The organism is Bradyrhizobium sp. USDA 223 (assembly GCF_044909005.1).
GTDB classification, from domain to species: domain Bacteria; phylum Pseudomonadota; class Alphaproteobacteria; order Rhizobiales; family Xanthobacteraceae; genus Bradyrhizobium; species Bradyrhizobium yuanmingense.
This window is the reverse complement of sequence record NZ_JBIYDR010000001.1, coordinates 5744849-5770988: the sequence shown is the minus strand read 5'-3', so window position 1 is coordinate 5770988 and position 26140 is coordinate 5744849. Positions and strand designations below refer to the sequence as shown.

The window sequence follows — 26140 nt, the reverse complement described above, 5'->3', positions numbered from 1 at the left end:
CTGGCTCGCAAGAAGGAAGCAGATCATTCACAGCAAGGCGTATTGCGCGCGTTCGCGCCTGGCCAGCAGCGGCAGCGCCTGTTCCGCGATGTAGCTCTTGAAATGCGCGCTCTCCTGGTGCGCCCTAAAGGCGGCTTCGTCGCGGAACAACTCGTAGAACAGGAACTGGGCCGGATTGTCCTTGGCGCGCGAGATCAGGAACAGCTTGACGCCTGGCTCGCGCTGCGCCTGAGGGAGGAAGCCGCGCAGGATTTCAGCAACGCGGTCGACCTCTTCGGCCTTTGCTTCCCATTGCGCCACGACGAGAAGTCCGCCGCCGATGGCCGGGTGGCCGGTCTGTTGATTCATTGCCTGTTCGATCATGATGGAGCTCCCTGAGAATTCTCCATTCGATAGCGCAGCTCTGGGCAACAATGGTTCGATGAACATCGTAGTGCGAATGTCGCCGAACGGCCCAGCGTTCCGACGCGGGTCGAATTGATTTCCTGCGCGAATTTCGCTACCGCCTTTTCCCGTGGATACGCTCAAGGTCAGAGACGCCAAAGACGTCGAAGAGGTCGTGCGCGCGGCGATCGCGAGCGAGCAGCCGCTCGAGATCATCGGCCATGGCGGCAAGCGCGGCATCGGCCACGCGATGGCGACCAACGCCGTGCTCGACGTCTCCGCCCTCAATGCCGTCACCGCCTACGAGCCGAACGAGCTCATCATCACGCTCCAGGCCGGCGCGCCGCTGGCCGACGTGCTGGCGCTGATCGACGCCAAGAACCAGCAATTCGCCTTCGAGCCTGTAAACACCGCCCCGCTGCTCGGCACGCCTGCAACAGGCACCATCGGCGGCATGATCGCGGCCGGGCTCGCCGGACCCCGGCGGATCCGGGCGGGCGGAGCGCGCGACCACCTGCTCGGCGCGCATGCCGTCTCGGGCTTCGGCGACAGCTTCAAGACCGGCGGCAAGGTGGTGAAGAACGTCACCGGCTATGACCTCTGCAAGCTGCTGGCGGGGTCCTGGGGCACGCTGTCGGTGATGACCGAGGTCACGCTCAAGGTGATGCCCAAGCCCGAGGCCGAGCGGACGCTGTTGCTGCGCGGGTTAGATGATGCCACGGCCAACAAGGCCATGACCGCGGCGCTGGGCTCGCCGTTCGACGTCTCCGCCGCCGCGCATCTGCCGAAATCCGCGTTCCGGACCGGCGCCGAGGGGCTGAGCGACATTGCGGGCCAGGGCGAGGGCGAGGCCGAGGCGCTGACCGTGCTGCGGCTCGAGGGCTTCACCGCGTCCGCTGCGCACCGCGCCGGCTCGCTGCGCCAATTGCTGGCGCCGTTTGGAACCGCGACGCTGATCGAGGACGTGGCATCCGCGGCCCTGTGGAGCGCGATCCGCGACGTGCTGCCGTTCGCGGCGAGCGGCGCGCTCGGCGCCTGGCCGGTCTGGCGGATCGTCTGCCCGCCGGCCTCGGGCGCGGCGCTGGGCACGCAGCTGGCACGCGAGACGGGCGGCGATGTGATCTACGATTGGGGAGGCGGCCTGATCTGGGCGGCGCTCCCGCCGAAGCCGGACGCGCATGCCCCAGCAGTGCGTGCGCGCGCGAACGCGGCCGGCGGGCATGCCACGCTGATCCGGGCGACTGATGATGTCAGGCGGGAGGTCGACGTGTTCCATCCGCAGGCGCCGGGGATTGCCGCGCTGAGCGAGCGGGTGCGCGCCAGCTTCGATCCGAAGATCATTCTCAACCGGGGGCGGCTCACGCGGAGCGCTGGCTGATGAAGACCGAATTCTCACTCGCGCAGCTCGCCGACCCCGATATCGCGGAAGCCGACAAGATCCTGCGCGCCTGCGTCCATTGCGGCTTCTGCACCGCAACCTGCCCGACCTATGTGCTGCTCGGCGACGAGCTCGATAGCCCGCGCGGCCGCATCTATCTGATCAAGGAGATGCTGGAGAAGGATCAGGCGCCGACCGCCGAGGTGGTCAAGCATATCGACCGTTGCCTGTCGTGCCTTGCCTGCATGACGACCTGCCCTTCGGGCGTGAACTACATGCACCTGGTCGACCAGGCCCGGGTGCGGATCGAGCAGCGCTATCGGCGGCCGCTGACCGAGCGGCTGTTGCGCCAGGTGCTGGCCTTCGTCCTGCCGGACCCGCAGCGCTTTCGCGTAAGTATGTGGCTGGCGCGGCTCGCCCGTCCGCTCGGCGTCTTGCTGCCGACACCCCGGCCTGCGGCGACGCCGGGCCTGATCCAGCGCATCAAGGCGATGCTGGCGCTGGCGCCGGACCGGCTGCCGCCCGCAGGGCCCGCCGCCGGCAGCGTGTTCGCGGCGCTGGGCAAGAAGCGCGGGCGTGTGGCGCTGCTCCAGGGCTGCGCCCAGCAGGTGCTGGCGCCCCGCATCAACCAGGCCGCCATCAATCTTCTGACCCGCCACGGCATCGAGGTCGTCCTTGTCAGGGACGAGCAGTGCTGTGGCGCGCTGACCCACCACCTCGGCAACGACGAGGATGCGCTGGCGCGGGCGCGCGCCAACGTCGCGGCGTGGCGAAAGGAAATGGCCGGCGAGGGGCTCGATGCGATCCTGGTGACGACCTCCGGCTGCGGCACGGTGATCAAGGATTACGGCTATCTCCTGCGCGAGGACACAGCGTTCGCGGCCGATGCTGCGAGGATCTCGGCGCTCGCCAAGGACATCACCGAATACGTCGCCGGCCTCGAGCTTGCGACGGCGGCGCGAGCGGACGACATCGTCGTCGCCTATCACTCCGCGTGTTCGTTGCAGCATGGACAGAAAATCACAGGGCTTCCGAAAGAATTGCTTTCCAAGAATGGATTCGTGGTGAAAGATGTGCCCGAGAGCCATTTGTGTTGCGGTTCGGCGGGGACCTACAACATTCTCCAGCCCGAGCTTGCGGGTCGGTTGCGTGATCGCAAGGTCGCCAACATCGCGAGCGTCAAGCCGGACATGATTGCCGCGGGCAATATCGGCTGCATGGTGCAGATTGCCAGTGGCACGTCAGTTCCGGTCGTACACACGATTGAGCTTCTCGATTGGGCGACGGGCGGGGCGCGGCCGGCACTGAACGCGCAGGTTTGAGCTTTCAGGAGCCCGAACTGTCCTCCCGAGGTGACGACTGAAGACGCCCGATCAAGCATTGTTCGGCGGCAACAGGAGGACCACGATGGCGAAAGCGAAGAAGAAGAAAAGCAAGAAGGCCAAAAAGGCCAAGAAGGCCGTAGCGGCAAAGAAATCCGCGAAGAAGGCGACGAAGAAGAAGGCGGCCAAGAAGGCCACCAAGAAATCTGCCAAGAAGGCCGCCTCGAAGAAGGCTGCCAAGACGACCGCAAAGAAGTCGGCGGCCAAGAAGGCTGCTCCGAAGAAGGCCGCGAAGAAGGCGGCACCGAAGAAGGCGAAGGCAGCGCCTGCTCCGAAGCCGTCGGCACCGGCGGAGGCTCCCGCGCCCGCCGAGACAAGCTGGGCGATGCCTTCGTCTTCTGCGGAAGCGGCGCCGGCCGAGGGGCAGGGGTAGGAAGGCGGTCTCTCATCGCCTTCGGACTGTCACTTGGGACTGTTACTTGGGATTGTAACGAGAAGGCCGCGGCACCCCGGTGCTGCGGCCTTTTTGCATCGCGGCGAGCGGCCCCGTCGGCCGCCGTGCGGGGCCCAGCCTGATTCGTAGCGAAGGTGTCACGCCGCCTGGCGATCCCCGGGTTTACACGGGTCTGCACTGCACCTTGGAATGCAAATAATGTGATCGAGAAGCCACACAGCCTGACAACCTTTCGTGAATTCGTCAAAACGCCTAAAAAGTCGGCAGATGCTCGTGCTTTTTGCTTCACGGTTCCTGTCCATCGATCCAAATTGCCGCAGTGACGCAATTTTGCAGGTAGGCCGCATGCCCGGGGGGCTTCCGGGGGCGACTGCTAAGTAAGAACGGGTAGATGGGGACCGAAATGAAAAAAGTGGCTTTGTTGGCAACGGCGCTGGCAATGGTGACGACGGGTTCGGCGTTCGCGGCAGATCTGCGCGTGAAGGCATTGAAGGCCCCGCCGCCCCCGGCGTTCGATCCTTGGGATATCGCCTTCGGCGGCGGCATCATGAGCGATTACGTCTTCCGCGGCATCACCCAGTCGAACCATAAGCCGGCCGTCACGGCCTATTTCGAGCCTCGCTACAACGTCACCAAGGACTTGCAGCTCTACGTCGGTACGTCCGCCTCGAGCATCTCCTTCCCGAACCGCGCTGCGGCGGAAGTCGACTTCTACGGCGGTATCCGCCCGACCTTCGGCATGTTCGCCTTCGACTTCGGTCTCTGGGGCTACCTCTATCCGGGCGGACAATGCTTCGGCTCGCAGGGCACCTTGGCTCAGGGCAATTGTGGCGGCGACATCGACTACTCGCAGGGCGCGATCGGCCTTCCCATCAACGGCAACTTCGCCAAGAAGGACGCCAGCTTCTTCGAAGCCTACGCCAAGCTGAACGTCGTCATCAACGATCAGTGGACGGTCGGCTTCAACGAGTATTACTCGCCGAACTTCCTGAACCTCGGCGCCTGGGGCAATTACGCCTCGATCACCGCCAAGTGGACCGCCCCGAGCACGATCTTCGGTGCCAGCGGCGTCGGCATGTATGTGTCGGGTGAGTTCGGCCGGCAGTGGTTCGGCACTTCCGACATCTTCTACGGCATCGCGGGCGATCCGGTTTATGCGAACGGCATCAAGGAGCCGAGCTATAACACCTGGAACGTCGGCGTCGGCTTCACCTACAAGGTGTTCACGCTCGATCTGCGCTATCACGACACCGACCTGAACAAGGGCGACTGCAACGCCTTGACCAGCGATCACACCGCGAAGTTCACCGGAAGCTTCACCCCCATCAACCCGGGCGGCTTCGGCTCCAACTGGTGCAGCGCGGCCGGCGTGGCCAAGCTCTCGTTCGACCTGACGGCGATGAGCAATCTGAAGTAAGCTTCCTCCCGAAACGACTTCGCGAGGGCGGCAGGGCAACCTGCCGCCCTTTTGCTTTTCTCCACGCCGTCATGGCCGGGCTTGACCCGACTCGAACTTGATGACCAGCGGCCACACAGCGCTCGCCTCAGCGTGCGGCGCTCGGCTCCACCGCACTCCGCTCGCCGCCGCCGACGTGGATCGCACCGTCCTTCACCAGGGCCACCTTGCGGGTGTGGAAGGCATCGAGCGTCGAGCGGTGGCCGATCGAGACGATGGTGGCCTGCGGCAGTCTCTCCGTCAGCAGCCGGTAGAGCCGGGCTTCCGACGGCTCGTCGAGCGAGGCGGTGGCTTCGTCCAGGAACAGATAGTCCGGCGCATGCAGCAGCGCGCGCGCAAGCCCGAGACGCTGCTGCTCGCCGAGCGAGAGCATCCTGTTCCAATGGCCGTCCTCGTCCAGCCGCTCGGCGAGATCGGGCAGCCCGACCGCGATCAGGGCCTCGCGGACCTGCGCGGCGTCGAACGCGCCCGGCGCTGCCGGATAGACCACGGCATCGCGCAACACGCCGACCGAGAAATAGGGCCGCTGCGGCAGCATCATCAGCTTTGCCTTTTCCGGGACCACAACCGTGCCGGTGCCGAACGGCCAGATGCCGGCGATGGCCCGGAACAGCGTGGATTTGCCGGAGCCGGACGGTCCGGTCACCAGCACGCGCTCCGAGGCCTGAATGGTGAAGGCCTTGGCGGCGACCAGCGGCGTGCCGTTGGGCAGGTTCACGCAGAGCTGCTCGAGGTCGATATGGCGGCCGGCGACCTCCAGCGCGATGGCAGGCTCATGTGCCGGCAGATTGACCGCCGAGGCGACCGACATTTCGAAGCCATCGAGGCGGGCAACCACCGCACGCCATTCGGCCAGGGATCGGTAGGCGGTCACGAAGAAGGACAGGGCCTTCTGCACGCTGCCGAACGCGGACCCGGTCTGCACCATCCCCCCAAGTTGAATCTTACCGGCGAAATAGGCAGGCGCAGTGAGGATGAAGGGGAAGATCACGGCGGCTTGGGAATAGCTCGCCGTGAAGGCAGTCAGACGCTTGGTCCGGCTCATGATCGCGTACCAATTGCCGACGACATAGCCGTAGCGGAGCAGCAGTCGTTCGCGTTCGGCGCCTTCGCCCTTGAGCAGCGCAATCTGTTCGGAGTTCTCGCGCACGCGGACGAGGTTGAAGCGGAAGTCGGCCTCGTAGCGCTGCTGCTCGAAATTGAGATTGACCAGAGGCGAACCGATCCAGTGCGTGAGCAGTGTGCCGAAGATCGCGTAGACGAGCGCCGCCCATACCAAATAGCCGGGGATGGGAAAGTCGATGCCGGAGATATGCAGCGGTGCCGCGTTCGACAGCCCCCACAGAATAACCACGAACGAGAGCAGCGTGACGATCGAGGAGAGCAGTCCGATGCCGATATTGAGCGTCTGCTCGACGAAACTGCGGACGTCGTCGGTGATGCGCTGGTCCGGGTTGTCGGCCGCATCGCCCTTGAGCTGCATCCGATAGTGGGTCGCGCTATTCAGCCATTCGCCGAGATAATGACGCGTCAGCCATTGCCGCCAGCGAATCTGGAGCCACTGATTGAGATAGAGCTGGTAGACGGAAAGCGCGACGCTGGCGCTCGCGAGCAATGTGAAGACGCCCAGCTCCCAGACGAAGCCGTTCCAGTCGCGCTCCTGGAGATAGTTGTAGAAGCGGCTGTACCATTGGTTCACGAGCACATCGATGGCGACCAGCAGCAGTTCGATCACGATCACCGCGGCGAGCAGGCCGCGGCCGGCCCATTTGTCCTCTGACCGGAAATAAGGGATGGCGATTCGCCAGACGATCGCGAGCGTGGCGCGGATGTTGTTCACAGAGCTGGATCTCCTCAGGGGATGTGCACGATGCCCAGAGCCAAATAGCTGAGGCGATGGCGGAAATGGGCGCGCTTAGACGAAAGTCGCAAGTTCTGCAATTTGCGTTGGATTGTCGCAGCCAGCAACCCTAGCATGGTGCCCGCCGGTGCGGGGCAGGGTGCTCCGGGATTTCGCGACCTTGTGAGCGGCCGGGAACCGCCGCATGCGCGAATTTTGCGGCGCGGCTCGCTTTCTCGTTCGGCGTTCGAGGCGCCCCGGGCTTCGCCATGCCGGTGCGCCCGCATCGACCATGCGCGAACCTTCTCAACGCCCCCGCCGTCTCATAGAAGGTGCGGCAAGTCAGGTCGGTCGAGAGGTCTCATGGTTTCGTTCTGTGTGCGGCGGTTGCAATGTTCGCGATGTCCACACTCGCGCGTGCCCAGGAGGGGTTTCCGTTCGGCACCGAGATGACGCTGGAGGCGTTGCCGCAGGCAGGCTCGAAGCGGATTCCCAACATCGAGATCGGCGACAATGGCGAGGTCGTGCTGGAGCTCTGGTGCAAGGGCGGCAAGGGCCAGTTCTCGGTCGCCGGCAACACCGTGATCTTCGTGCCCGGCCAGATCGAGAACCGCAACTGTCCGCCGGCGAGAGCGCAGGCCGACGACGAGCTCGTCGCAGCCCTCGGCAGCGTCGAGACCTGGAAGCGCCAGGGCGACGTGCTGACGCTAATCGGCCCGAAGCCGCTGCGCTTCAGGACGACGGGGAATTAGGTCTCTGTCATTCCCCGCGAAGGCGAGGAATCCAGTACGCCGCACCTATCGATTCCATCGCTGCTGTCTCGGAATACTGGATCGCCCGGTCAAGCCGGGCGATGACAGCGGTGGCTGTCTCAGCCTACTTCCACACCGACTTGTCGGCGTCCCAGCGCTGGCCCTTCAGCTCCTTGACGAGCGCCTCGATCGCGCCGTTGTCGTCGGGCAGATCGCCTTCTTCGTCGAGGCTCGCATCGTCGGACAGATTGAGCCTGGCCCCGCTGCCCTCGTCGGCCGTCGTGGTCGCCGGGCTGCCGATCCAGAGCATGAGCTTGTCCGTGGTGCCCGGCTTGTCGGGCGAGACCAGGCCTGCGACCTCGATCGTGTCGGTGAGCTCGAGTGCCGGGAAGTCCTGGTTCGGCCGCTTGAACACCAGCTTGAGCCTGCCGGTGGCCGGGTTGAAGTTTTGCGTGACCGCCTTTGCGGCGAGCGTCCTGCTCAGCACGCTCGCCACCGCCGTTGCAAGCTTGCCCTTGTTGATCTTGTCGCCCTCGCGCCAGTCGGCCGCAGGGAAGCGGATGGTGCGGTCCATCTCGGTCATGCCTGCGGTCCAGCCTGCGGCCGTGACGCCCGGCATCGCCTTGAATTTCGCCAGCAGCGCGCCGGCGCGCTCGGGATCGACCGACATGGTGATGGTCTGCTCGCCCGCGCGCAGCGCGTCGCAGCCGACATTGAGGCTCGCCAGCGTCACCTCGACCTCCTGGCCCTTCAGGCTCTTCAGGAACTCGGTCGCGGCGTCGAGCTTGACCTTGACCGCGATCGCTTCCGGCGAGACGTCGGTGAAATCCTTTGGCTGCGCCGTGATGCCGTCGTCGGAGCTCTGACTGTCCAGGAATTCCTTTTCGCTGAGATCGGAATTGTCCGGCGAGGTCACTTCGGTCACCGCCTGGCCGATCGCGATCTGGCCGCGGAATTCAAACATGTCGCCGGACTGCTTGCGCGTCAGCTTGACGCTGACCGGCGACTTCTCACTGATGCTCTGCGTCGTTCCGGTCAGCGTCTGGCCGGCGACCTGGAGGTTGACGACGAAGCGGTCCTTGCGGTCGGAGTTTTTCGCGATGGGGTAGCAGACGTCGAGCACCGCCGCGGTCAGCGTCTTGCCCTGGCGCGTCTCCTTCAGGATCACGTCGGCATTGCCGTCCATCAGCCCGTCCATCGCGGTGAAATAGCGCGTCTCGGCTCCGCCCGGCGCGGTCGCCTTCGGCGACAGCTTCATCTGGGCGGAGGCCTGCGGCGGAACGGCGAGCAGGGCCAGAACGGCCGTGGAGCAAACCAGAAGCGCACGCATCGATGACATCCTCGCGCAACGGCCATGATCCGGAAAGCGTGAAGCGGTCTGAGGATCATGCCCAAACAATCAGAATCGGCGCGCCACCGTAGTGGGTTTTGGCCGCTGGTTGAATCGGAAAGCGAAACGGGCAGGGTCGGCAAAAAAGAAGGCCGCCCGGAGGCGGCCTTCGCAACTCTGTCACGGAACGGAAGGCTTAGAAGCCGCCCATGCCGCCGCCGGGGGGCATGGCGGGCGGAGCTTCCTTCTTCGGCATCTCGGCGACCATGGCCTCGGTGGTCACCAGGAGGCCGGCCACGGAGGAGGCGTCCTGCAGCGCGGTGCGCACCACCTTGGCGGGATCGATGATGCCCTTCTCGACCATGTCGACATAGTCCTCGTTCTGGGCGTCGAAGCCGAAGGTCTCGGACTTGTTCTCCAGGATCTTGCCGACCACGATCGAGCCTTCCACGCCGGCGTTCTCGGAGATCTGGCGAATCGGGGCTTCCAGCGCCTTCAGCACGATGTTGATGCCGGCCTGGACGTCGTCATTGGCGTTGGTGAGACGGCCGACCGCCTTCTTGGCGCGGAGCAGCGCGACGCCGCCGCCGGGGACGATACCTTCCTGAACCGCGGCGCGGGTGGCGTTGAGCGCATCCTCGACCCGGTCCTTCTTCTCCTTGACCTCGATCTCGGTGGCGCCGCCGACGCGGATCACCGCGACGCCGCCGGCGAGCTTGGCGAGGCGCTCCTGCAGCTTCTCGCGGTCGTAGTCCGAGGTGGTCTCCTCGATCTGGGCCTTGATCTGGCCGACGCGGGCCTCGATGTCAGGCTTCTTGCCGGCGCCGTTGACGATCGTGGTGTTCTCCTTGTCGATCACCACCTTCTTGGCGCGGCCGAGCATCTTCACCGTGACGTTCTCGAGCTTGATGCCGAGCTCCTCGGAGATCAGCTGGCCGCCGGTCAGGATCGCGATGTCCTCCAGCATGGCCTTGCGGCGGTCACCGAAGCCCGGCGCCTTCACCGCGGCCACCTTCAGGCCGCCACGGAGCCGGTTGACGACCAGGGTAGCCAGCGCCTCGCCCTCGACGTCCTCGGCGATGATGACGAGCGGCTTGCCCGACTGCACCACGGCCTCCAGCACCGGCAGCATGGCCTGCAGGCCCGAGAGCTTCTTCTCGTGCAGGAGGATGTAGGCGTCCTCGAGCTCGGCGGTCATCTTCTCGGCGTTGGTGACGAAGTAGGGGCTGAGATAACCGCGGTCGAACTTCATGCCCTCGACGATATCAACCTCGGTCTCGAGCGACTTGTTCTCCTCGACGGTGATGACGCCCTCGTTGCCGACCTTCTGCATCGCCTGGGCGATCATCTTGCCGATGGCGGCATCGCCGTTGGCCGAGATGGTGCCGACCTGGGCGACCTCGGAGGAGGCGGCGACCGGCTTGGCGCGCTTCTCGATGTCCTTGATGACGGCGGCAACCGCGGTGTCGATGCCGCGCTTGAGGTCCATCGGGTTCATGCCGGCGGCGACTGCCTTGGCGCCTTCGCGCACGATGGCCTGGGCCAGCACGGTCGCGGTGGTGGTGCCGTCGCCGGCGAGGTCGTTGGTCTTGGAGGCGACCTCACGCACCATCTGGGCGCCCATGTTCTCGAACTTGTCCTCGAGCTCGATCTCCTTGGCGACCGTGACGCCGTCCTTGGTGATGCGGGGGGCGCCGAAGCTCTTCTCGATGACGACGTTGCGGCCCTTGGGGCCGAGCGTCACCTTGACGGCGTTGGCGAGAACGTCGACGCCGCGCAGCATGCGATCGCGCGCGTCTCCGGAAAACTTGACGTCTTTGGCAGCCATGGTCTGCAATCCCTCGTGTTATGTGATGTGTGTTGTCTTGTGCCGTGCGGCGGAACGATGGATGCCCGGATCGCCTGGATCCGGGCATGACATTCAGCGGCTGTTCAGGCGGACGGCCTTAGGCCAGCACGCCCATGATGTCCGACTCCTTCATGATCAGGAGCTCTTCGTTGTCGATCTTGACCTCGGTGCCCGACCACTTGCCGAACAGCACGCGGTCGCCGACCTTGAGGTCGATCGGGATCAGCTTGCCGGTCTCGTCGCGGCCGCCGGGGCCGACGGCGACGACCTCGCCTTGGGACGGCTTTTCCTTGGCCGTGTCCGGAATGATGATGCCGCCCTTGGTCTTTTCCTCGGCGTCGATACGTTTGACCACGACACGGTCATGCAGCGGACGAAATTTGGATTTAGCCATGACGTTTCCCTTTGGAGGCTCGCTTCGGAAGTAGTGGGGTCGGTGGGGCGGCGCTTCCGTCCGCCCTCGCGTCGAGGATCGAACGGCGCGCTTAGCAATCGGGCTTTCCGAGTGCTAATAGTGGGTCCGGAAATATGGCTTGGCCGCGATCCTGTCAAGCAAAGGTGGTTAAGCGATTGTTGAGGCGGATATAGGATGGTGGCATTGGAAACTCGCTCGGGGCGTCGCCGTAGAGAACGACGTCATTGCTCCGGCAGCGGTTTTGCGCTTGGCTGCGGGAGGGGTGCGGCCATGGTCTTGTTCGGGGGAATGCCATGATCAGTTCGGCTCACGCGCGCACGGTTGCCAATCTGGCGGTCGTCTCTTGTCTGGCGCTGCTGCTGGGCGCCTGCGGCGGCGGCTTCAACCTGCCGTCCCTCACGTCGTCCCCGCCGCCGCCCGAAGCCGAACCTGGCGTCGCTCCGGAAATGCCCGCCAGCATCCGCGCCGACGAGATCGTCGGCCGCTGGGGCCTCGCCTCGTTCCAGAACCCGGCCGATCGCGCCCGCACCGAGAAGATGGCGCGCGAGCAATGCAGAAACCCCTACGTGATCACCGCCGGTTCCTCCGGTGGCGTGATCATGCATCTCGCCGACCAGGCGACGCCGCAGGAGCTGCGGCTGAAGGGCTCGCCGAGCGGCAAGAACTACATCGGGCCGGCCGGCCCGACCCCCGGCGACCAGGACCGCGAAATCGTCTCCTTCGACGGTCGCGTCATGATCACCCGCTTCATCGACAAGGACGCCGGCACCCGCTACGGCAACATGGTCTACGTCCGCTGCGCGCCCAGGGCGTAATATCTCTCCTTCGTCATGCCCCGCCAAGGCGGGGCATCCAGTATGCCGCGGCTTCCCGGCTCAATCACTGATGCCTCTGGAATACTGGATCGTCCGGTCAAGCCGGACGATGACAGCGGAGGGGTCCTAAACAAAAAACGCCGGCCCAAGGCCGGCGTTTTGTTATTCCTATATCGCCCCCGCTCAGTCGAACAGCGCGTCGATGTCGTCCTGCGAGGCGTGGCCGACGTCGCCGGCGAGCTTGGGGCCGTTGAGGAGCTTCTCCTCCTCGCTGCGATTGTCGACCTGCGCCGGCACATGGGACTTGATCGCGTCGACGCCGCCCCAGATCTCCATCATCGCGTTGATGTGCTGCTCGATGAACTTCATCGTGCCCATGACCTTGCTGATGCGCTGGCCGGTCAGGTCCTGGAAGTTGCAGGCTTCGAAGATCGAGATGACGCGTTCCTGAATGTCGTCGGCAAGGCGCTTCTGCTGATCGATCGAGTCCACCTTGGACATCGCGCTGGCGGCCTGGTCGATCGATTCCGCGGCTTCGAGGATCTGCTGGGTCGCCTGCTCGGTGCCGCCGACCACGGCGCCGAGCTCGCCGTTGACCTTGGCCATCTCGCCGCCGTCGAAGCTCTTGCCGTGCAGCGTCGCGATCTCGCGCTTGGTGCGGTCGATGGCGTCGTGGATGAGGTCGAGCTCGACCTTCAGCTTCTCGCACTGCTCGATCTGCGCCCGGTAGGTCTCGAGCATGGTGCGCGCTTCGGCAAGCTCGTGCGCGGTCGAGGCGTCGATCGCCGCCATGGCAGCGCTGCCGGACAGCGGGGCCGCGACGATGCCCTTTGCCATCTGGGCGCGGATCGCGCGAAGCTCGGCCATGATCTCGCTATGCATCGGGAGTGCCTCTTCAGTTACGTCTACAATGGGCATCTCGCCACCGACGATATCTTCGACGCGAAAACGCTTGCGGTGAACAGCCATCAGGATACTCCCCCCACCTCACTCACGCGTCTTTGTAGACAGAAGCGATTTAACACGAAGTTCACAGCAGGAACTGCTGATCGGCCGCGCGCGACGCGGCGCAAAGAAGCGATTAACCATCACCGCGCGGCGTTCATCGAAAATAAACGCTGATCGCCAAATTGCAGGCGCACTCGCGACGTGGTGAATCCAAACGCGCTGTCCGTTTACCAAACAAAACGGCTTTTGCTTTTTATTGACCACGTCGAAGAGCGCGGATCAGCCACCGGCTCTCCACGACGCATGTGATCTAGACGAAACAGTACAGAGTACGTCGATGTTCAAGAAAATGTCTGTCGCGCTGCTCGGCAGCGCTTGCACCTTCATGGCCGGCGCGAACGACGCAGGCGCCTTCGACAACAGCGTGCCGAACGATCCGCCCGCGGTGCTGTACCAGCCGCGCGTGCCGCCGGCGCCGGTGCGCGTGGCGTCCCATTCCAACATGGGCGGCGGCTTCATCGAATTCCTGTTCGGCGATGGCCCCGGCCGCGGCCCGGCCTACGCGCCGGAGCGGCCGGTGTATCAGCAGCAGCCGGGCTATTACGACCAGCGGCGCCTGCCCCCGATGGGCGAGCCGCAGATGCAAGGTGGGTATCAACAAGGCGGATATCAGCAGGGCGCGTCTCCGCAGCAGGAGGCGGTCGATCCGCGGCAGCGTCCGTTCGATCCGAAATTCGAGAAACAACTCGTTGACTATAGCGGCAAGGAAAGTCCCGGCACGATCGTAGTCGATACGCCGAACAAGTTCCTCTATCTCGTCGAGGGCAACGGCCGGGCATTGCGCTACGGCATCGGCGTCGGTCGTCCCGGCTTCACCTGGTCCGGCGTGAAATCGATCACCGCCAAGCGCGAATGGCCGGACTGGACGCCGCCGGCGGAAATGCTCGCGCGCCGGCCCGATCTGCCCAGGCACATGGAAGGCGGCCCGGAAAATCCGCTCGGTGCCCGTGCGATGTACCTGGGATCGACGCTCTATCGCATCCACGGCTCCAACGAGCCCTGGACCATCGGCACCAACGTCTCCTCCGGCTGCATCCGCATGCGCAACGAGGACGTCATCGACCTCTATGGCCGCGTCAATGTCGGCACCAAGGTCGTGGTGTTGTGAAGCGTCATGCGCTCGATGGAGCGATCAAGTCCGGGTGCCGCGTCGGCTCGAAATGCGCGGCGTCGAAGGGACGCTGCCGCCGCCAAACGTCTGCCTGAATAGTCCTACGTCCGATGACGGTGCCTCGACCCGGGACGAAGGACAGCGGAGCGGCGAGGACGAGTTGATGAAGCCGAATGCGGTGCGCGAGCCGAGCGGTTCAGCCGCCGCACCGACAGCTCTGCCTTCCTGAGGCGCTCGTGCAGTCCCTCCAACTCGTACAATTCGGTGATGAGATGGGTCGTGACGTCGCTCAGGGTCGCGATGCGCTGTTGAAGTGAACTCATTCTTAAAACCCCCGACTGTAGCCAAGAGAGGCAGCCACGATGTGTGGCATAAGCAATGTGTTCTTCCAATTGAACACCCATGTCCAAATTTGGAAATCCGGGAGTCTACGGCGGCGTGTGTCGGAGGACGATTTCGCTCGGTATGGTGAAGTCAGGCGCACCTCGTGACGTTTTGCACGGTGCTGTCCGACAACGCACGCACTAGTCATATTATATCGAATGGCATCATGGCGTGTGGTGGCAGAGCAGAAGTGCGTCGAGCTCTGCTTGAACAGAAATCGGCCGCCCGGAGGCGGCCGTTCCACATCTGTCGGTCGAATGGCCTACGCGTAATCGCTGCCGCCGTCGTCGTCGCCGCCGAAATCGCTGTTGTCGGCCGTGTCGAAGCTGTCGTCGTGATCGTTGCCGTAGTTCTGGTCGTAGTTGTCGCGCTCGTTCGACGCCTGGTCGAAGAAGCCCTGGCGGGATTCCCGGTTCGAGCCGATGTCATCGAGGCCGGCCTCGCGCGCCAGCGAGCCGCCGGACTGATCGCCGCCGCCCCAAGGACTTCCACCAGCGCTGCGGTCGCCGAGCGCGTTGCTGTCGCCAAAACCCTGCTGGTGCGATCCGCCCATCATGCCGCGGATGCTCGAGAGCAGCAGCGAGCCGCCGACGACGCCGGCTGCGGCCGCCGCCGCCGTGCCGAGGAACGAGCCGCCGCCACCGCCGATCGGCGGAGCGCCCTGACCCGGACCTTGGCCGTAAGCCTGTCCGTAAGGCGGCGCGCCGTAACCCGGCTGGCCTTGCGGCATCGCCTGTCCGGTATTCCAAGCCGGACGCTGCTCACGCTGCGGCACATTCGGCACCGAGCCGCGGGACGGGCCGCCGCCAAACAATGTGTCGCGCATGGTGTCGAGGAAGCCGCCGGACTGCGCCTGCTCGGGCGCGTGGGCCGCTTCCAGCTCCTGGATGCGGGCATTGGCGCGCTTCAGCGCTTCGTCCTGCACCAGCGTGGTCTGCACCAGCGCGTAGATGGCGCCGGGCGCCTTGCGCAGGCCGTCGGAGATCGCGGCAATCGCATCGGGATCGCGCGGTGCATTCTCGAGCTTAGAAAGCCGGTCAAAAAGGTCGTCGACGAGCTGGCGTTCCTGCGGCGTCATGATCTGTCTCCTTCGCGCCAAACCAAGCGCGAGAGGAGATGTAGGGTTCCATTATGGCCCCAACAGTGCCGGCCGGATTAAATTTCGGTATGCGACAAGCTGCCTCGCCGCTTCGGCAGATTTCTCGCGTCTTCGGCGGTTTCCTTGATCAGAAGTGGGACGTCGTGCCCCATGCGGCTGACGGAGCGACCGTCGTCGTGGAAGCCTTCAGCCCGGTAAACGCCGAAAGACGTCTCCGTCAGTGAAAAACGCCAGCCTGGTAGCTCTGGAAAAAGGCGGTCTCGATTGTCCATGAGGGCAGCATATCACTTCAGTGTCACGTTGCTATCCGCCAGCAGGCGCGCGAAGGCATCGCCCGCGAGATAGGCGTGCTCGCGCTCGCGCACGTCGGTCATGGGATCGAGGCCGGTGAGGACATCGTCGACGAAGCCGGGATGGCACATCACGAGGCCGCCATCTGGGAGGCCGTCCAGGAATTGCCGCATCAACGCGCCGAAATCGGCGGCGCGGGTGAAATCATAGGCGCCGGCGAAAGCGGGGTTGAAGCTGAGGCCGGCGCTGCCGGCGCGGCGGCGGAATTGCGCGCTGAGACCATCGAGCACCAGCGCCTTCGGTGAGGCCAGCCGCTGCCGAAGCGGCAGATCGCGGCCGCCCTGGCGCACCCAGGCGTTCGGCGCAACCTCGACCACCGCATCGACGAAGCCGTCGCGCACCTGCGGGAAGAGCTGCACATGCTGGTGACCGTCGACGAAGTCGGGGGCGCGTCCGAACGCGTCCATGAAGGCGGCCAGCTGCGCCTTCACCTCGTTGCGGATGAATTCACGGTCGAGTCGCCGCAAAAGTGCGGCGCACAGCAGTTTTGGAAAGGCCAAGAACATGTCGCCGTCCAAGGGGCGGAAATGCATGGTGAGCGGCCGGAACGGCGCCGACAGCGTCACGTGCAATCCGATCGCGCATCGCGGGCTTTGCGTTGCCGAAGCCTGCAGCGCCTCGACGTCGCTGCGCGCAATCGCGGGCCCCACCATCATCACCGAGGTGGCGTTGAGGCGGCCGCGTTCGATCAGGTCGCGAATGGCGCGGTTGACGCCCGGGCTGATGCCGTAATCGTCGGCGCAGAGCCAGATCCGCCGCGGGCTCGCGGCCACGCTCATTCGGCTGCCGTCCTGCTCGCGGCCTCATCGGCCTTGGCGGCTTCGAAATGCTTTTCGCTGTGCTCGGCCACGAAGTAGATCGGGCGCGCCTTCAGCTCGGAGAGGATCTTGCCGATATATTCGCCGACGATGCCGATCATGATGAGCTGCACGCCGCCGATCGTCATCAGGCCGATCACGAGCGAAGGATAGCCGGGCACCTGCTTGCCGGTCGTGAACACTTCCCAGAGGATCGAAAGGCCGAACAGGAAGGCGCCGCCGGCGAGAATGACGCCGAGCAGGCTGGCGAAGCGGAGCGGTGCCACCGAGAAGGACGTCAGGCCTTCGATCGACAGGCCAAGCAGGCTCGCGGCGTTGAAGGTGGTGACGCCATGGGCACGCGCTGCGGGCTCGTAGTCGACGCGGATCTGGCGGAAACCGATCCAGCTCGCGAGGCCCTTGAAGAAGCGGTTGCGTTCCGGCAGCTGCCTCAGCGCGGCGACCGCGCGGGGCGACAGCAGGCGGAAATCGCCGGCGTCCTCCGGAATCTTCTGGCGGGCGCCCCAATTGATCAGCGCGTAGAAGCCGTGCACCGCGACCCGGCGCAGGAAGGACTCGTTGTCGCGATGCGCCTTGGCGGTGTAGACGACGTCATAGCCGTCATCGATCCAGTGCCGCACCAGCTGTTCAACCAGCGCCGGCGGATGCTGGCCGTCGCCGTCCATGAACATGACCGCGCCGAGGCGGGCATGGTCGAGGCCCGCCATCAGCGCGGCCTCCTTGCCGAAATTGCGCGACAGCGACACCACCTGAACGTCGATGGCGTCGGCCGGCAATGACCGCGCGATCGACAGCGTCGCATCCTTGCTGCCGTCGTCGACATAGACCACCTCGCAAGACAGGCGATAGCGCTGCCGCAGCGTCTTGGCGAGCTCGCAGATGCGCTGGTGCAGAGCGGCGAGGCCCGCCGCCTCGTTGTAGACGGGGATGACGATCGACAGCCCCTTCGCGGCGGCGCTGGCTGCGGTGGTCGTCATGCCGGATACGTCAGAGCCCAGCGTCATCGATCAAGGTTCCAGAGGTGTTTAGGTCTTCTCAACCGCATATGGTAGCTGCCCTTTGCTGTCGCAAAGCTGAACAAACCTTGGGCTCACCGATCCAGGAACGCCTCGAGCTTGGCGAACAGCGGGTTCTCCCGGTCGAACACGTAGTCGAGCGACACCACCGAGACGGTCTCGGCGCCATGCTCGCGCAGGAAGCTCGCCAGCGCGTAGAGCTGCCCCGGTGGGCAGTGCAGGGTCAGCATGCCTGACGAGGTCGGACCGCCGAACGGGGCCTCCACGCCGAACCGGCTGTGGGCTTCCCCGAGCAGGGCGGCATCGCATTGGCGGAAGCGGGTGCGGACTTCGCGGTACTTGTTGGCCCGCGCCCGTGCTGCGATGTGATCGAGGATGACACGCGCCGTCTCGCGCGCCTGCGGCGACCAGTCGGCCTCCTTGGCGGCCACCAGATTGGCCTGGCTGCGCAGGATCACGCCGTCGTCGAGCACCCGCAGGCCGTTGGCGGCGAGCGTCGCGCCGGTCGTGGTGATGTCGACGATCAGCTCGGCGCTGCCGGCCGCCGGCGCCCCTTCGGTGGCGCCCGCGCTTTCGACGATGCGGTAATCGCTGATGCCGTGAGCCTGGAAGAAGCCGCGGGTGAGGTTGACGAACTTGGTCGCGACCCGCATCCGCATGTGATGCTGCTCGCGGAAGCCGGTGGTGACGTCGTCGAGGTCGGCCATGGTGCGGACGTCGATCCAGGCCTGCGGCACCGCGACGACGACGTCGGCATAGCCGAAGCCGAGCCCGTCGATCAGCGACACGCGCTTGTCGGCATCGGCGATGTTCTCGCGCACGAGATCTTCGCCGGTGACGCCGAGATGCGCGAAGCCGCGCGACAGCTGCGCGGCGATCTCGCTCGCCGAGAGATAGGCGACCTCGACATTGTCGAGGCCTGCGATGGTGCCGCGGTAGTCGCGGGCGCCGCCGGCCTTCGACAGTTTGAGGCCGGCACGGGCAAAGAAGGCCTCGGTGTTTTCCTGCAGGCGGCCCTTGGAGGGAACGGCCAGAACGAATGGCGCGCTCATGATTTTACGCTCCCACCTTGCGGCCGATCCGGTTCAGCGCCTCCACCCAGACCGAGAAGCCGACCGCCGGAATCGGCTCGCTTGATCCGAGCTGGGTCATCAGCCCGTCGTAGCGGCCGCCGGCGACCAGCGGCTCGGTGCCGTTGCCGCTGTGATGCAGCTCGAACTCAAAGCCGGTGTAGTAGTCGAGCCCGCGCCCGAAGGCGGTCGAGAAACGAATCTGCCTCACGTTGATGCCGCGCGCGGCCATGAAGCCGACCCGGCTCTCGAACTGATCGATCGCAGACGCGAGATCGAGCTTCGCGTCGGCGGTGAGTGCGCGTAGCTCGGCGATGGCGTCGTCCGGATTGCCCGATATCGACAGGAAGCGCTTGAGCACGGCAATGGCCTCGCGCGGCAGCGCGCCGCCCTTCAGCGTCGATTGCTCGAGGAAGCGATCGGCGATCTCGGCCGTGGTGCGGCCGCCGACATTGGTGGTGCCGGCGATCGACATCAGATCGGTGACGAAGGCGAGCGCCGCCTTGCGGTCGGAGCCGGCAAGGGCCGCCAGCACGCCCTCATATTCGCTGCGTGTCGCGGTGGTCGCGGCCGCGAGCCGCTCGAGATCCTGCTCCAGGCTGATCTTGCGGTTGAAATCCTTGACCAGGCGGCGCCGCCAGACCGGATAGAGGTTGAGCGCGTCGAGCAGCGCATTGAACAAGGCGACGTCGCCGGTGCGGATCTCGACGTCGCGGACGCCGAAGGCGGCCGTCGCCTCTAGCCCCAGCGCCAGCATCTCGGCATCAGCCGCGGCGCGGTCCTGACGGGCGAACGATTCGATGCCGGCCTGGAGGAATTCACGGGCCTGGCCGCTACGGTAGCGGAACACCGGACCGAGATAGCTGAACCCCGCCGGCTGGCCGGCGCGCCCCGAGGCCAGATAGTCGCGCGCGACAGGAATGGTCAGGTCCGGGCGCAGGCAGAGCTCCTCGCCGGAGAGGTCGGTGGTCAGGTACAGGCTCTTGCGGATGTCCTCGCCGGACAGGTCCAGGAACGGCTCGGCCGGCTGCAGGATGGCGGGCTCGGCCCTGACGTAGCCGGCCTGCGCAAACGACAAGAGCAGCGTATCCGCCCAGGCGGCGGAGCCGGCAGCATTTGAGGTGGCAGTCGCGGTCATCTCAGCGGTCCATCGTCCCGGCGGAACCGGGCAGGCAAGGGGAGGCGAATTGGCGCAGCCCTTAGCATGGCCCGACAGCGGTTTCGACCTCCAAAGGATCAATCGCTTAACGGGTGGCTCATTCGTCATGGCCGGGCTTGTCCCCGCCATCCACGCCTTGCCCTCCGGCGCAAAGGACGTGGATGCCCGGGACAAGCCCGGGCATGACGACGCCCTGCGTTTGCACGCTGACGAAGCTAGCTGGCCTTGCCGCCCCAATCCCCCAGCACCGCCTGCACCAGCGCCAAGGCGGCGACGGCGGCTGTGTCCGCCCGCATGATGCGGGGGCCGAGCGCCAGCCGCAGGATTTTGGGCTGGCGCAGCAACAGCGCCCGCTCTTCTTCGGCAAAACCGCCCTCGGGGCCGATCAGCACGTCGATACCGCGTCCGACCTCGCGCGCGCCTTGCAGGCTCTGAATGGGATCTTGAACCTCCGCCGCCTCGTCGCAGAAGATCAGCAACCGGTCGGCGGGACGCTGGCTCAGGAAGCGCTCCAGCGGCACCGGCTCGGCCACGCTGGCGATGCTGAGGATGCCGCATTGCTCGGCCGCCTCGACCACATTGGCGCGCATCCGCTCGGTGTTGACCCGGGATGCCTGGGTGAACCGGGTCAACACCGGCTGCAGCGCGGCGGCGCCCATCTCGATGGCCTTCTGCACCATGTAGTCCAGCCGGGCATGCTTGAGCGGGGCAAAGACGTAAGTGAGGTCCGCGAGCCGGTCCTGGGGCCGGGTCTGCTGCAGGATCACGAGGCCGTTCGGCCGCTTGCGGCCCTCGATGGCGGCCTGCCACTCGCCATCCCTGCCGTTGAAGGCCAGGACCTCGGCCCCGGCCGCGAGCCGCAGCACATTGCCGAGATAATTGCTCTGGTCGCGGTCGAGCGGCACCCTGGCGTCCTGGGCCAGGGGGGCATCGACGAACAGGCGGGGGGCGCGAAAATCGTGAGAAGGCATCGCTTGGGGTCCGATTACCGGCCGTTCTTAACCGAAAGGCGCCATTTCGGGGGTAAATATTGCCGAACTGGTGCGTCCCAGCGCCGCGCTCTCGCCCTATTCCACGGGTTGTTAAGCGCCGGCGGGAATCGTAAAAACGCGAACACGCTGGTCGCGCTTCAATTGGGAAGCCCTGAGCCCCGTAAGCTCCTGCCGGAGAGACTATCTTGATGATCCGTCATTTGATGGTTCCGATCACTGCCGCCATGGTCGCCACCGCCTTGGTCGGCATGAGTGCTGTGGGCGCGTCTGCGCAAAGCGCGTTCCCGGCGCCGCTGCCCAACCAGGCTGCCGCCAATTCCCCATTTCCTCCGGTTAACGGTTCGGCACCGACGGCTTCGGTCGGTACGGCTCCGCAATCGTCCTTTCCGGTGAACGGTGCTGCCCCGATCGGCGGCGCCGGCGCCTTCAGCGCCGCTCCGCCGACGCAGGCCGGTCCCGGCGAGGACTGCATGAAGGCCTTCATTCCGCTGCGCGAGGAAGCCGAGAAGCGCGGCAAGCTGATCAAGGCCGCCAGCGACCGTCACGCGCCGCCGGACGAGGCCTGCAAGCTGATCCGCAATTTCAGCCAGGCTGAAGTCAAGATGATCAAGTACATCGAGACCAATGCCGCCAAATGTGGAATCCCGCCGCCAGATCGGCGCGCAGCTGAAGGACGGTCACAAGAACACCGAGGCCATGGCGACGAAGGTCTGCAACGTCGCGCAGCAGATGCAGAACCAGCCGCGCGGTCCGGCCGGTCCGTCGCTGAGCGAGGTGCTGGGCTCGGGCTCGGCGCCCGAGGCCAATGCCGGCAAGAAGGGCGGCAGCACCTTCGATACGCTCAACGGCAACGTCCTGACGAGATGAACGATACATCCGCCCGCGTTGCCGATTCCACCGGCAACTGGGTCGATACGCTCGCGCCGCATTGGGCGCGGCCTTACCTGCGCCTGTCCCGCTTCGATCGCCCGATCGGCTCCTGGCTTCTCCTGATGCCATGCTGGTGGTCGGCGGCGCTGGCCGCCGGCATGGCGCATGACATTCGCGGCCTGCCGCTCACCATCGTGCTGTTCTTCATCGGCGCTTTCGTCATGCGCGGGGCCGGCTGCACCTGGAACGACATCACCGATCGCGACCTCGATGACAAGGTCGAGCGCACGCGCTCGCGGCCGCTGCCGTCGGGGCAGGTGACCACCAGGCAGGCGCTGGTCTTCATGCTCGCGCAGGCGCTGGTCGGTCTTGCGGTGCTGCTGCAGTTCAACCGCTTCGCGATTGCAACGGGCATCGCCTCACTCCTGATCGTCGCGATCTATCCCTTCATGAAGCGCATCACCTGGTGGCCGCAGATCGTGCTCGGGCTCGCCTTCTCCTGGGGCGCGTTGATGGGGTTTGCCGTCACCTTCGGCCGCATCGACGCTACCGCGCTCGTGCTCTATGCCGGCGCAATCTCCTGGGTGATCGGCTATGACACGATCTACGCGCATCAGGACGCGGAGGACGACGCGCTGATCGGCATCAAGTCGACCGCGCGCCTGTTCGGCGCGCATACGCGCCAGGCGCTTGTCCTGTTCTACGGGCTCGCGGTGATGCTGATCGGCGTCGCGCTGGCGTCTGGCGAAGCGCGCTGGCCGGCCTGGCTCGGGCTAGCCGCCTTCGCCGCGCATCTGGTGTGGCAGATCGCGCGGCTAAATATCGCCGATGGCGCGCTCTGCCTGCGCCTGTTCAAGTCGAACCGCGATGCCGGCTTGCTGTTGTTTGCGGGATTGCTCGCCGACGCGGTGCTGCGGGCGGCGTGACGCGAAATGCGTAGGGTGGATTAGCGAAGCGTAATCCACCAACTCCTATCTGCGCGGAAAGCAAAGAGGTGGGTTACGCCCTTCGGGCTAACCCACCCTACGGCATCATTAATTCCTCGCGATGATCTCGCGCTCGCCCTGATGAACCGGCAGCTCGCGCGCCATTGCGGTGCGCCGGCGCATCAAGAATTTCGGGCGGCGGGCGCGGATCGCGTTGGCGCGGCGGCGGCGCGGTGCGGGCTTGCGTGCGCCCTCGTCGAGCTGCGGCAGCGCGAAGATCTCGCTCCAGATCGTCCAGGCCTGTGCGATCTCGTCCGTGTCAGTGCTGATCAGCAGCGGGATGGAGAGCGAGGGATCGCGGTGCACGAGGACGAGCGTCTGCGTCTCGTCATTGCCGCGGAGCGCAACGCCGGTGAAGTCGGCGACGCGCACGTTGATCGCCATCTGCATGCCGCGCACGGCACGGCGCAGCACGACACGCTCGCGATGAAGCTCGATCTGCCTGACATGTCCGTCGGCGCGCGGATCATGCGCATCGAAGCGGACCGGAAGGGAAAGTGGGTCGAGCCGCAAGGAGCGGCTCGACCCGGCGGGGTGGACCCCGCATGTTGCTGTTTGACGCCTCACGGCTTCGTTCTCCCCGCCAGGATTATGTTCCCGGTCGATGCGAGGACCCTAGCGCGGGGCGGTCCGAAACCGCTTAAAAAGGCTGGTTAACCCACCGTCACTCGCTCCTCATGATTGACAAGACCTTGGCGCGCATGATTGACGAGACGTTGCGCCGACGTCGCGAATCTGAGCTTTTGGCAGTCTGAAAATGCTTGAAGTCCGCGCTATCAGGGCACATCTGTGGGTTCCGGTCCCGAACCCCGCCCCAACAGGATTTCGTTCGTGAACTCTTCACCAAGCCCGACGCTTTCGCCTTCCGCCAATCGCGACCTGTTCGATCAGTCCGCGCTCTCCGATCTCGCGCAGCGGCTGGTCGAGGCGGCCAAGCGCGCCGGCGCGGATGCGGCCGACGCGGTCGCGGTGCGCGGCGTCTCGCAGGGCGTCGAGGTCCGCGACGGACGCGTCGAGGAATCCGAGCGGTCCGAGGGCGACGATGTCGGTCTGCGCGTGCTGGTCGGTCAGCGTCAGGCGGTGGTCTCCACCAACGACGTCAGCGGCGATGCCGTCACCAAGCTCGCCGAGCGCGCGGTTGCAATGGCGCGCGTCGCGCCCGACGACAAATATGTCGGCCTCGCCGATCCCGCGCTGCTCGCGCGCGACTTTCCCGATCTCGACCTGCTCGATCCCGCCGTGCCCACGACGACTGAGCTCGAGCGCCGCGCGCTCGCGGCCGAAGCTGCCGCGCTCGGCGTCAAGGGCGTGACCAAGTCCGGCGGCGCCTCGGCCTCATCCGGCATCGGCGGCATGGTGCTCGTCACCTCGACCGGCTTCCACGGCTCCTATCTGCGCTCCAGCCAGGGCATCTCTGCCACAGCCATATCGGGCGAAGGCACCGGCATGGAGCGCGACTACGACTTCACCTCGGCGCCGCATGGCGCCGATCTGCTGTCGCCGGAGGTCGTCGGCCGCTCCGCCGGTGAGCGCACCGTGGCGCGCTACAATCCGCGCAAGGTCGAGACCTGCAAGGTCCCGGTGGTGTTCGATCCGCGCGTCGCCGGCTCCCTGGTCGGGCATCTCGTCGGCGCCATCAACGGCGCCTCGATCGCGCGCAAGACCAGCTTCCTGAAGGACAAGCTCGGCCAGCAGCTGTTCGCCAGGAATATCCGCATCATCGACGATCCCTTGCGCAAGCGCGGCCTGCGCTCGCAGACCTTCGACGCCGAAGGCGTCGCGGTGAAGCGGACCGCGCTGGTCGATGACGGCGTGCTGACGACCTGGCTGCTCGATTGCGCCACCGCGCGCGAGCTCGGCCTCACCACCACCGGTCACGCCCATCGCGGCGTGTCCTCCTCGCCCTCGCCGGGGCCGTACAATTTGCATCTCGAGCCCGGCACGGCAACGCCGGCCGAGCTGATCGCCGACATCAAGCAGGGTTTCTACGTCACCGACCTGATCGGCTCCGGCGTCAACGGCGTCACCGGCGATTACAGTCGCGGCGCCTCCGGCTTCTGGATCGAGAACGGCGAGATCACCTATCCCGTCAGCGAGGTGACGATCGCCGGGCACCTGTTCGAGATCTTCAAGTCGATGCAGCCCGCGAACAATCTCGAATTCCGCTACGGCATCAATGCGCCGACGGTGCGCATCGAGGGTTTGACGCTTGGCGGACGCTGATCGAGCAGAAGCGAGTTGGCTCACCTCTCCCATAGGGAGAGGTCGAATCGCATCGCAAGATGCGATCCGGGTGAGGGGTTACTCTCTCTCGTGGGATCTGCCCCCCCTCACCCGATTTGCACTCGACGATGCTTCGCATCGCGAGGCGCAAATCGACCTCTCCCCGATGGGGAGAGGTGGTCTCGGCGTGCCGCGCGATTGACCCCGATGGCCGCTGCTCTCGACGACACTATCCTGACCCGCGACGCGGCGCTGCTGAAGGACACGGTGCGGGAGGCGGGCGCGCTGGCGCAGTCGATGTTCCGCACCGAGCTGCGAAAGTGGACCAAGGGCGCGTCCTCGCCGGTGTCGGAGGCGGACATCGCCGTCAATGATCTGCTCGAATCGCGCCTGCGCGCCGCTAGGCCCGATTATGGCTGGCTGTCCGAGGAGAGCGCCGACGATGCGGCGCGGCTGTCGCGGCGGCTGACCTGGATCGTCGATCCCATCGACGGCACGCGCAATTATCTCGGCGGTCACGACGAATGGTGCGTCAGCGTCGCGCTGGTGGCGGACGCTTCGCCGGTGCTTGCCGCCGTGTTCGCCCCGGCCACCGACGAGTTCTTCTTCGCAACGCGCGGTAAGGGCACGACGCTCAACGACAAGCCGGTGCGCGCGACAAGCGGATCCGAGCTCGACTTTGCCCGCGTCGCCGGCCCGAAGCCGCTGGTCGAGCGGCTGAAGCCGTCCCTCGGCGAGATCAAGCTGCACCGGCGGATCGGCTCGCTGGCGCTGCGGCTTTGCCGGGTCGCCCATGGCGCGCTGGATGCGGCTTTTGCCGGCGGCAACAGCCATGATTGGGATCTTGCGGCGGCCGATTTGATCGTGCAGGAAGCGGATGGTAGGATGAGCGACCTCTCCGGAGAACCCATCCTCTATAACCGCCGGGAAGTGGCGCACGGGGTGCTGGTGGCAGCGGGACGCGAACGTCATGCGGGCATTGTCGCGCATTTTCGCAACCGTCCCTTAGCCTAAGGCGCATTCGTCGTGCTTCTCGAACACTGCTTTGCCGGGCAGCC

General features: G+C 65.6%; 23 protein-coding genes and 1 pseudogene. 11 read left to right on the top strand and 13 right to left on the bottom strand.

What is annotated here, in order from left to right:
- Window positions 1–27 precede the first annotated feature (27 nt).
- Window positions 28–528 (bottom strand): putative quinol monooxygenase, encoded by a 501-nt coding sequence (locus ABIA40_RS26845; protein ID WP_404544105.1) that lies wholly within the window; start codon window positions 526–528, stop codon window positions 28–30.
- Between ABIA40_RS26845 and ABIA40_RS26840 the strand changes: the two genes are divergently transcribed.
- The 4 genes from ABIA40_RS26840 to ABIA40_RS26825 all read left to right on the top strand — a co-directional run bounded on the left by ABIA40_RS26840 (window position 515) and on the right by ABIA40_RS26825 (window position 4955).
- On the top strand, window positions 515–1762 hold the full coding sequence (locus ABIA40_RS26840) for an FAD-binding protein (protein ID WP_404544103.1): 1248 nt from the start codon (window positions 515–517) through the stop codon (window positions 1760–1762). The two genes, ABIA40_RS26845 and ABIA40_RS26840, sit on opposite strands and share 14 nt — an antisense overlap.
- Complete coding sequence (gene glcF, locus ABIA40_RS26835) at window positions 1762–3084, top strand: glycolate oxidase subunit GlcF (protein WP_404544101.1); 1323 nt, start codon at window positions 1762–1764, stop codon at window positions 3082–3084. The genes ABIA40_RS26840 and glcF overlap by 1 nt, the downstream gene beginning before the upstream one ends.
- An 85-nt stretch (window positions 3085–3169) precedes the next feature.
- Complete coding sequence (locus tag ABIA40_RS26830; protein ID WP_157283226.1) at window positions 3170–3517, top strand: histone; 348 nt, start codon at window positions 3170–3172, stop codon at window positions 3515–3517.
- A gap of 424 nt (window positions 3518–3941) precedes the next feature.
- Window positions 3942–4955 (top strand): TorF family putative porin, encoded by a 1014-nt coding sequence (locus ABIA40_RS26825; protein ID WP_128264864.1) that lies wholly within the window; start codon window positions 3942–3944, stop codon window positions 4953–4955.
- 127 nt (window positions 4956–5082) lie between these two features.
- Here the strand turns inward: ABIA40_RS26825 and ABIA40_RS26820 are convergent, their stop codons facing one another.
- Window positions 5083–6834 carry an ABC transporter ATP-binding protein/permease gene (locus ABIA40_RS26820; RefSeq protein ID WP_404544098.1) on the bottom strand — a complete coding sequence of 584 codons (1752 nt, stop codon included), beginning with the start codon at window positions 6832–6834 and terminating at the stop codon, window positions 5083–5085.
- A 392-nt stretch (window positions 6835–7226) separates the two neighbouring features.
- Here ABIA40_RS26820 and ABIA40_RS26815 point away from each other — a divergent pair, with 392 nt between their 5' ends.
- Window positions 7227–7586, top strand: a complete 360-nt coding sequence (locus ABIA40_RS26815) for an META domain-containing protein (RefSeq protein ID WP_404544095.1) — start codon at window positions 7227–7229, stop codon at window positions 7584–7586.
- 124 nt (window positions 7587–7710) lie between these two features.
- On the opposite strand, the gene ABIA40_RS26810 is transcribed toward ABIA40_RS26815, so the two are convergent.
- The 3 genes from ABIA40_RS26810 to groES all read right to left on the bottom strand — a co-directional run bounded on the left by ABIA40_RS26810 (window position 7711) and on the right by groES (window position 11159).
- The gene (locus tag ABIA40_RS26810; RefSeq protein WP_404544093.1) at window positions 7711–8916 is read right to left on the bottom strand and encodes a hypothetical protein; all 1206 of its coding nucleotides are present in this window, start codon (window positions 8914–8916) and stop codon (window positions 7711–7713) included.
- A gap of 196 nt (window positions 8917–9112) precedes the next feature.
- Window positions 9113–10744 (bottom strand): chaperonin GroEL, encoded by a 1632-nt coding sequence (gene groL / locus ABIA40_RS26805; RefSeq protein ID WP_036014289.1) that lies wholly within the window; start codon window positions 10742–10744, stop codon window positions 9113–9115.
- Window positions 10745–10862: 118 nt separating this feature from the next.
- Window positions 10863–11159: a co-chaperone GroES gene (gene groES / locus ABIA40_RS26800; protein WP_025033779.1), complete on the bottom strand. Its 297-nt coding sequence runs from the start codon at window positions 11157–11159 to the stop codon at window positions 10863–10865.
- A 314-nt stretch (window positions 11160–11473) separates the two neighbouring features.
- Between groES and ABIA40_RS26795 the strand changes: the two genes are divergently transcribed.
- Entirely contained in the window at window positions 11474–11995 is a 522-nt protein-coding gene (locus tag ABIA40_RS26795) for a hypothetical protein (RefSeq protein ID WP_404544090.1), read from the top strand.
- Window positions 11996–12178: 183 nt separating this feature from the next.
- On the opposite strand, the gene ABIA40_RS26790 is transcribed toward ABIA40_RS26795, so the two are convergent.
- A complete protein-coding gene (locus ABIA40_RS26790) occupies window positions 12179–12964 on the bottom strand; it encodes a protein phosphatase CheZ (RefSeq protein WP_109145353.1) in 786 nt (261 codons plus the stop codon).
- Window positions 12965–13280: 316 nt separating this feature from the next.
- Here ABIA40_RS26790 and ABIA40_RS26785 point away from each other — a divergent pair, with 316 nt between their 5' ends.
- On the top strand, window positions 13281–14111 hold the full coding sequence (locus ABIA40_RS26785) for a L,D-transpeptidase (RefSeq protein WP_271539149.1): 831 nt from the start codon (window positions 13281–13283) through the stop codon (window positions 14109–14111).
- A 649-nt stretch (window positions 14112–14760) separates the two neighbouring features.
- Here ABIA40_RS26785 and ABIA40_RS26780 read toward each other — a convergent pair.
- From ABIA40_RS26780 to ABIA40_RS26755, 6 genes are all read right to left on the bottom strand, one after another.
- Window positions 14761–15576: a DUF2076 domain-containing protein gene (locus tag ABIA40_RS26780; protein WP_404544088.1), complete on the bottom strand. Its 816-nt coding sequence runs from the start codon at window positions 15574–15576 to the stop codon at window positions 14761–14763.
- 305 nt (window positions 15577–15881) lie between these two features.
- The gene (locus ABIA40_RS26775; protein WP_271539145.1) at window positions 15882–16727 is read right to left on the bottom strand and encodes a ChbG/HpnK family deacetylase; all 846 of its coding nucleotides are present in this window, start codon (window positions 16725–16727) and stop codon (window positions 15882–15884) included.
- A complete protein-coding gene (locus tag ABIA40_RS26770) occupies window positions 16724–17770 on the bottom strand; it encodes a glycosyltransferase family 2 protein (protein ID WP_271539143.1) in 1047 nt (348 codons plus the stop codon). The genes ABIA40_RS26775 and ABIA40_RS26770 overlap by 4 nt, the downstream gene beginning before the upstream one ends.
- Window positions 17771–17856: 86 nt before the next feature.
- On the bottom strand, window positions 17857–18834 hold the full coding sequence (gene hisG / locus ABIA40_RS26765; RefSeq protein ID WP_157283217.1) for an ATP phosphoribosyltransferase: 978 nt from the start codon (window positions 18832–18834) through the stop codon (window positions 17857–17859).
- Between the two features lie 4 nt (window positions 18835–18838).
- Window positions 18839–19990: an ATP phosphoribosyltransferase regulatory subunit gene (locus tag ABIA40_RS26760; protein ID WP_404544084.1), complete on the bottom strand. Its 1152-nt coding sequence runs from the start codon at window positions 19988–19990 to the stop codon at window positions 18839–18841.
- Between the two features lie 236 nt (window positions 19991–20226).
- Entirely contained in the window at window positions 20227–20982 is a 756-nt protein-coding gene (locus tag ABIA40_RS26755) for a 16S rRNA (uracil(1498)-N(3))-methyltransferase (RefSeq protein WP_271539139.1), read from the bottom strand.
- A gap of 209 nt (window positions 20983–21191) precedes the next feature.
- Between ABIA40_RS26755 and ABIA40_RS26750 the strand changes: the two are divergent.
- Together ABIA40_RS26750 and ubiA are read left to right on the top strand one after the other, a co-directional pair.
- Window positions 21192–21870, top strand: a pseudogene (locus ABIA40_RS26750) (hypothetical protein).
- Window positions 21867–22799: a 4-hydroxybenzoate octaprenyltransferase gene (ubiA, locus tag ABIA40_RS26745; RefSeq protein ID WP_271539136.1), complete on the top strand. Its 933-nt coding sequence runs from the start codon at window positions 21867–21869 to the stop codon at window positions 22797–22799. The pseudogene ABIA40_RS26750 and the gene ubiA overlap by 4 nt, the downstream one beginning before the upstream one ends.
- Window positions 22800–22907: 108 nt before the next feature.
- Here ubiA and ABIA40_RS26740 read toward each other — a convergent pair whose 3' ends face one another.
- Window positions 22908–23426, bottom strand: coding sequence for a DUF6101 family protein (locus tag ABIA40_RS26740; protein WP_271539135.1), 519 nt, complete (start codon window positions 23424–23426; stop codon window positions 22908–22910).
- A 264-nt stretch (window positions 23427–23690) separates the two neighbouring features.
- Between ABIA40_RS26740 and ABIA40_RS26735 the strand changes: the two genes are divergently transcribed.
- Complete coding sequence (locus ABIA40_RS26735) at window positions 23691–25082, top strand: TldD/PmbA family protein (protein ID WP_404544081.1); 1392 nt, start codon at window positions 23691–23693, stop codon at window positions 25080–25082.
- Between the two features lie 207 nt (window positions 25083–25289).
- The gene (locus ABIA40_RS26730; RefSeq protein WP_404544079.1) at window positions 25290–26096 is read left to right on the top strand and encodes an inositol monophosphatase family protein; all 807 of its coding nucleotides are present in this window, start codon (window positions 25290–25292) and stop codon (window positions 26094–26096) included.
- Window positions 26097–26140: the final 44 nt, after the last annotated feature.

What these genes read in the sequence shown, in the direction of transcription:
- glcF (WP_404544101.1), top strand. Translation starts at nt 1,762, where the DNA reads ATGAAGACCGAATTCTCACTCGCGCAGCTCGCCGACCCCGATATCGCG.
- ABIA40_RS26830 (WP_157283226.1), top strand. Translation starts at nt 3,170, where the DNA reads ATGGCGAAAGCGAAGAAGAAGAAAAGCAAGAAGGCCAAAAAGGCCAAG.
- ABIA40_RS26825 (WP_128264864.1), top strand. Translation starts at nt 3,942, where the DNA reads ATGAAAAAAGTGGCTTTGTTGGCAACGGCGCTGGCAATGGTGACGACG.
- ABIA40_RS26815 (WP_404544095.1), top strand. Translation starts at nt 7,227, where the DNA reads ATGTTCGCGATGTCCACACTCGCGCGTGCCCAGGAGGGGTTTCCGTTC.
- ABIA40_RS26810 (WP_404544093.1), bottom strand. Translation starts at nt 8,916, where the DNA reads ATGCGTGCGCTTCTGGTTTGCTCCACGGCCGTTCTGGCCCTGCTCGCC.
- groL (WP_036014289.1), bottom strand. Translation starts at nt 10,744, where the DNA reads ATGGCTGCCAAAGACGTCAAGTTTTCCGGAGACGCGCGCGATCGCATG.
- groES (WP_025033779.1), bottom strand. Translation starts at nt 11,159, where the DNA reads ATGGCTAAATCCAAATTTCGTCCGCTGCATGACCGTGTCGTGGTCAAA.
- ABIA40_RS26795 (WP_404544090.1), top strand. Translation starts at nt 11,474, where the DNA reads ATGATCAGTTCGGCTCACGCGCGCACGGTTGCCAATCTGGCGGTCGTC.
- ABIA40_RS26790 (WP_109145353.1), bottom strand. Translation starts at nt 12,964, where the DNA reads ATGGCTGTTCACCGCAAGCGTTTTCGCGTCGAAGATATCGTCGGTGGC.
- ABIA40_RS26785 (WP_271539149.1), top strand. Translation starts at nt 13,281, where the DNA reads ATGTTCAAGAAAATGTCTGTCGCGCTGCTCGGCAGCGCTTGCACCTTC.
- ABIA40_RS26780 (WP_404544088.1), bottom strand. Translation starts at nt 15,576, where the DNA reads ATGACGCCGCAGGAACGCCAGCTCGTCGACGACCTTTTTGACCGGCTT.
- ABIA40_RS26775 (WP_271539145.1), bottom strand. Translation starts at nt 16,727, where the DNA reads ATGAGCGTGGCCGCGAGCCCGCGGCGGATCTGGCTCTGCGCCGACGAT.
- ABIA40_RS26770 (WP_271539143.1), bottom strand. Translation starts at nt 17,770, where the DNA reads ATGACGCTGGGCTCTGACGTATCCGGCATGACGACCACCGCAGCCAGC.
- hisG (WP_157283217.1), bottom strand. Translation starts at nt 18,834, where the DNA reads ATGAGCGCGCCATTCGTTCTGGCCGTTCCCTCCAAGGGCCGCCTGCAG.
- ABIA40_RS26760 (WP_404544084.1), bottom strand. Translation starts at nt 19,990, where the DNA reads ATGACCGCGACTGCCACCTCAAATGCTGCCGGCTCCGCCGCCTGGGCG.
- ABIA40_RS26755 (WP_271539139.1), bottom strand. Translation starts at nt 20,982, where the DNA reads ATGCCTTCTCACGATTTTCGCGCCCCCCGCCTGTTCGTCGATGCCCCC.
- ubiA (WP_271539136.1), top strand. Translation starts at nt 21,867, where the DNA reads ATGAACGATACATCCGCCCGCGTTGCCGATTCCACCGGCAACTGGGTC.
- ABIA40_RS26730 (WP_404544079.1), top strand. Translation starts at nt 25,290, where the DNA reads ATGGCCGCTGCTCTCGACGACACTATCCTGACCCGCGACGCGGCGCTG.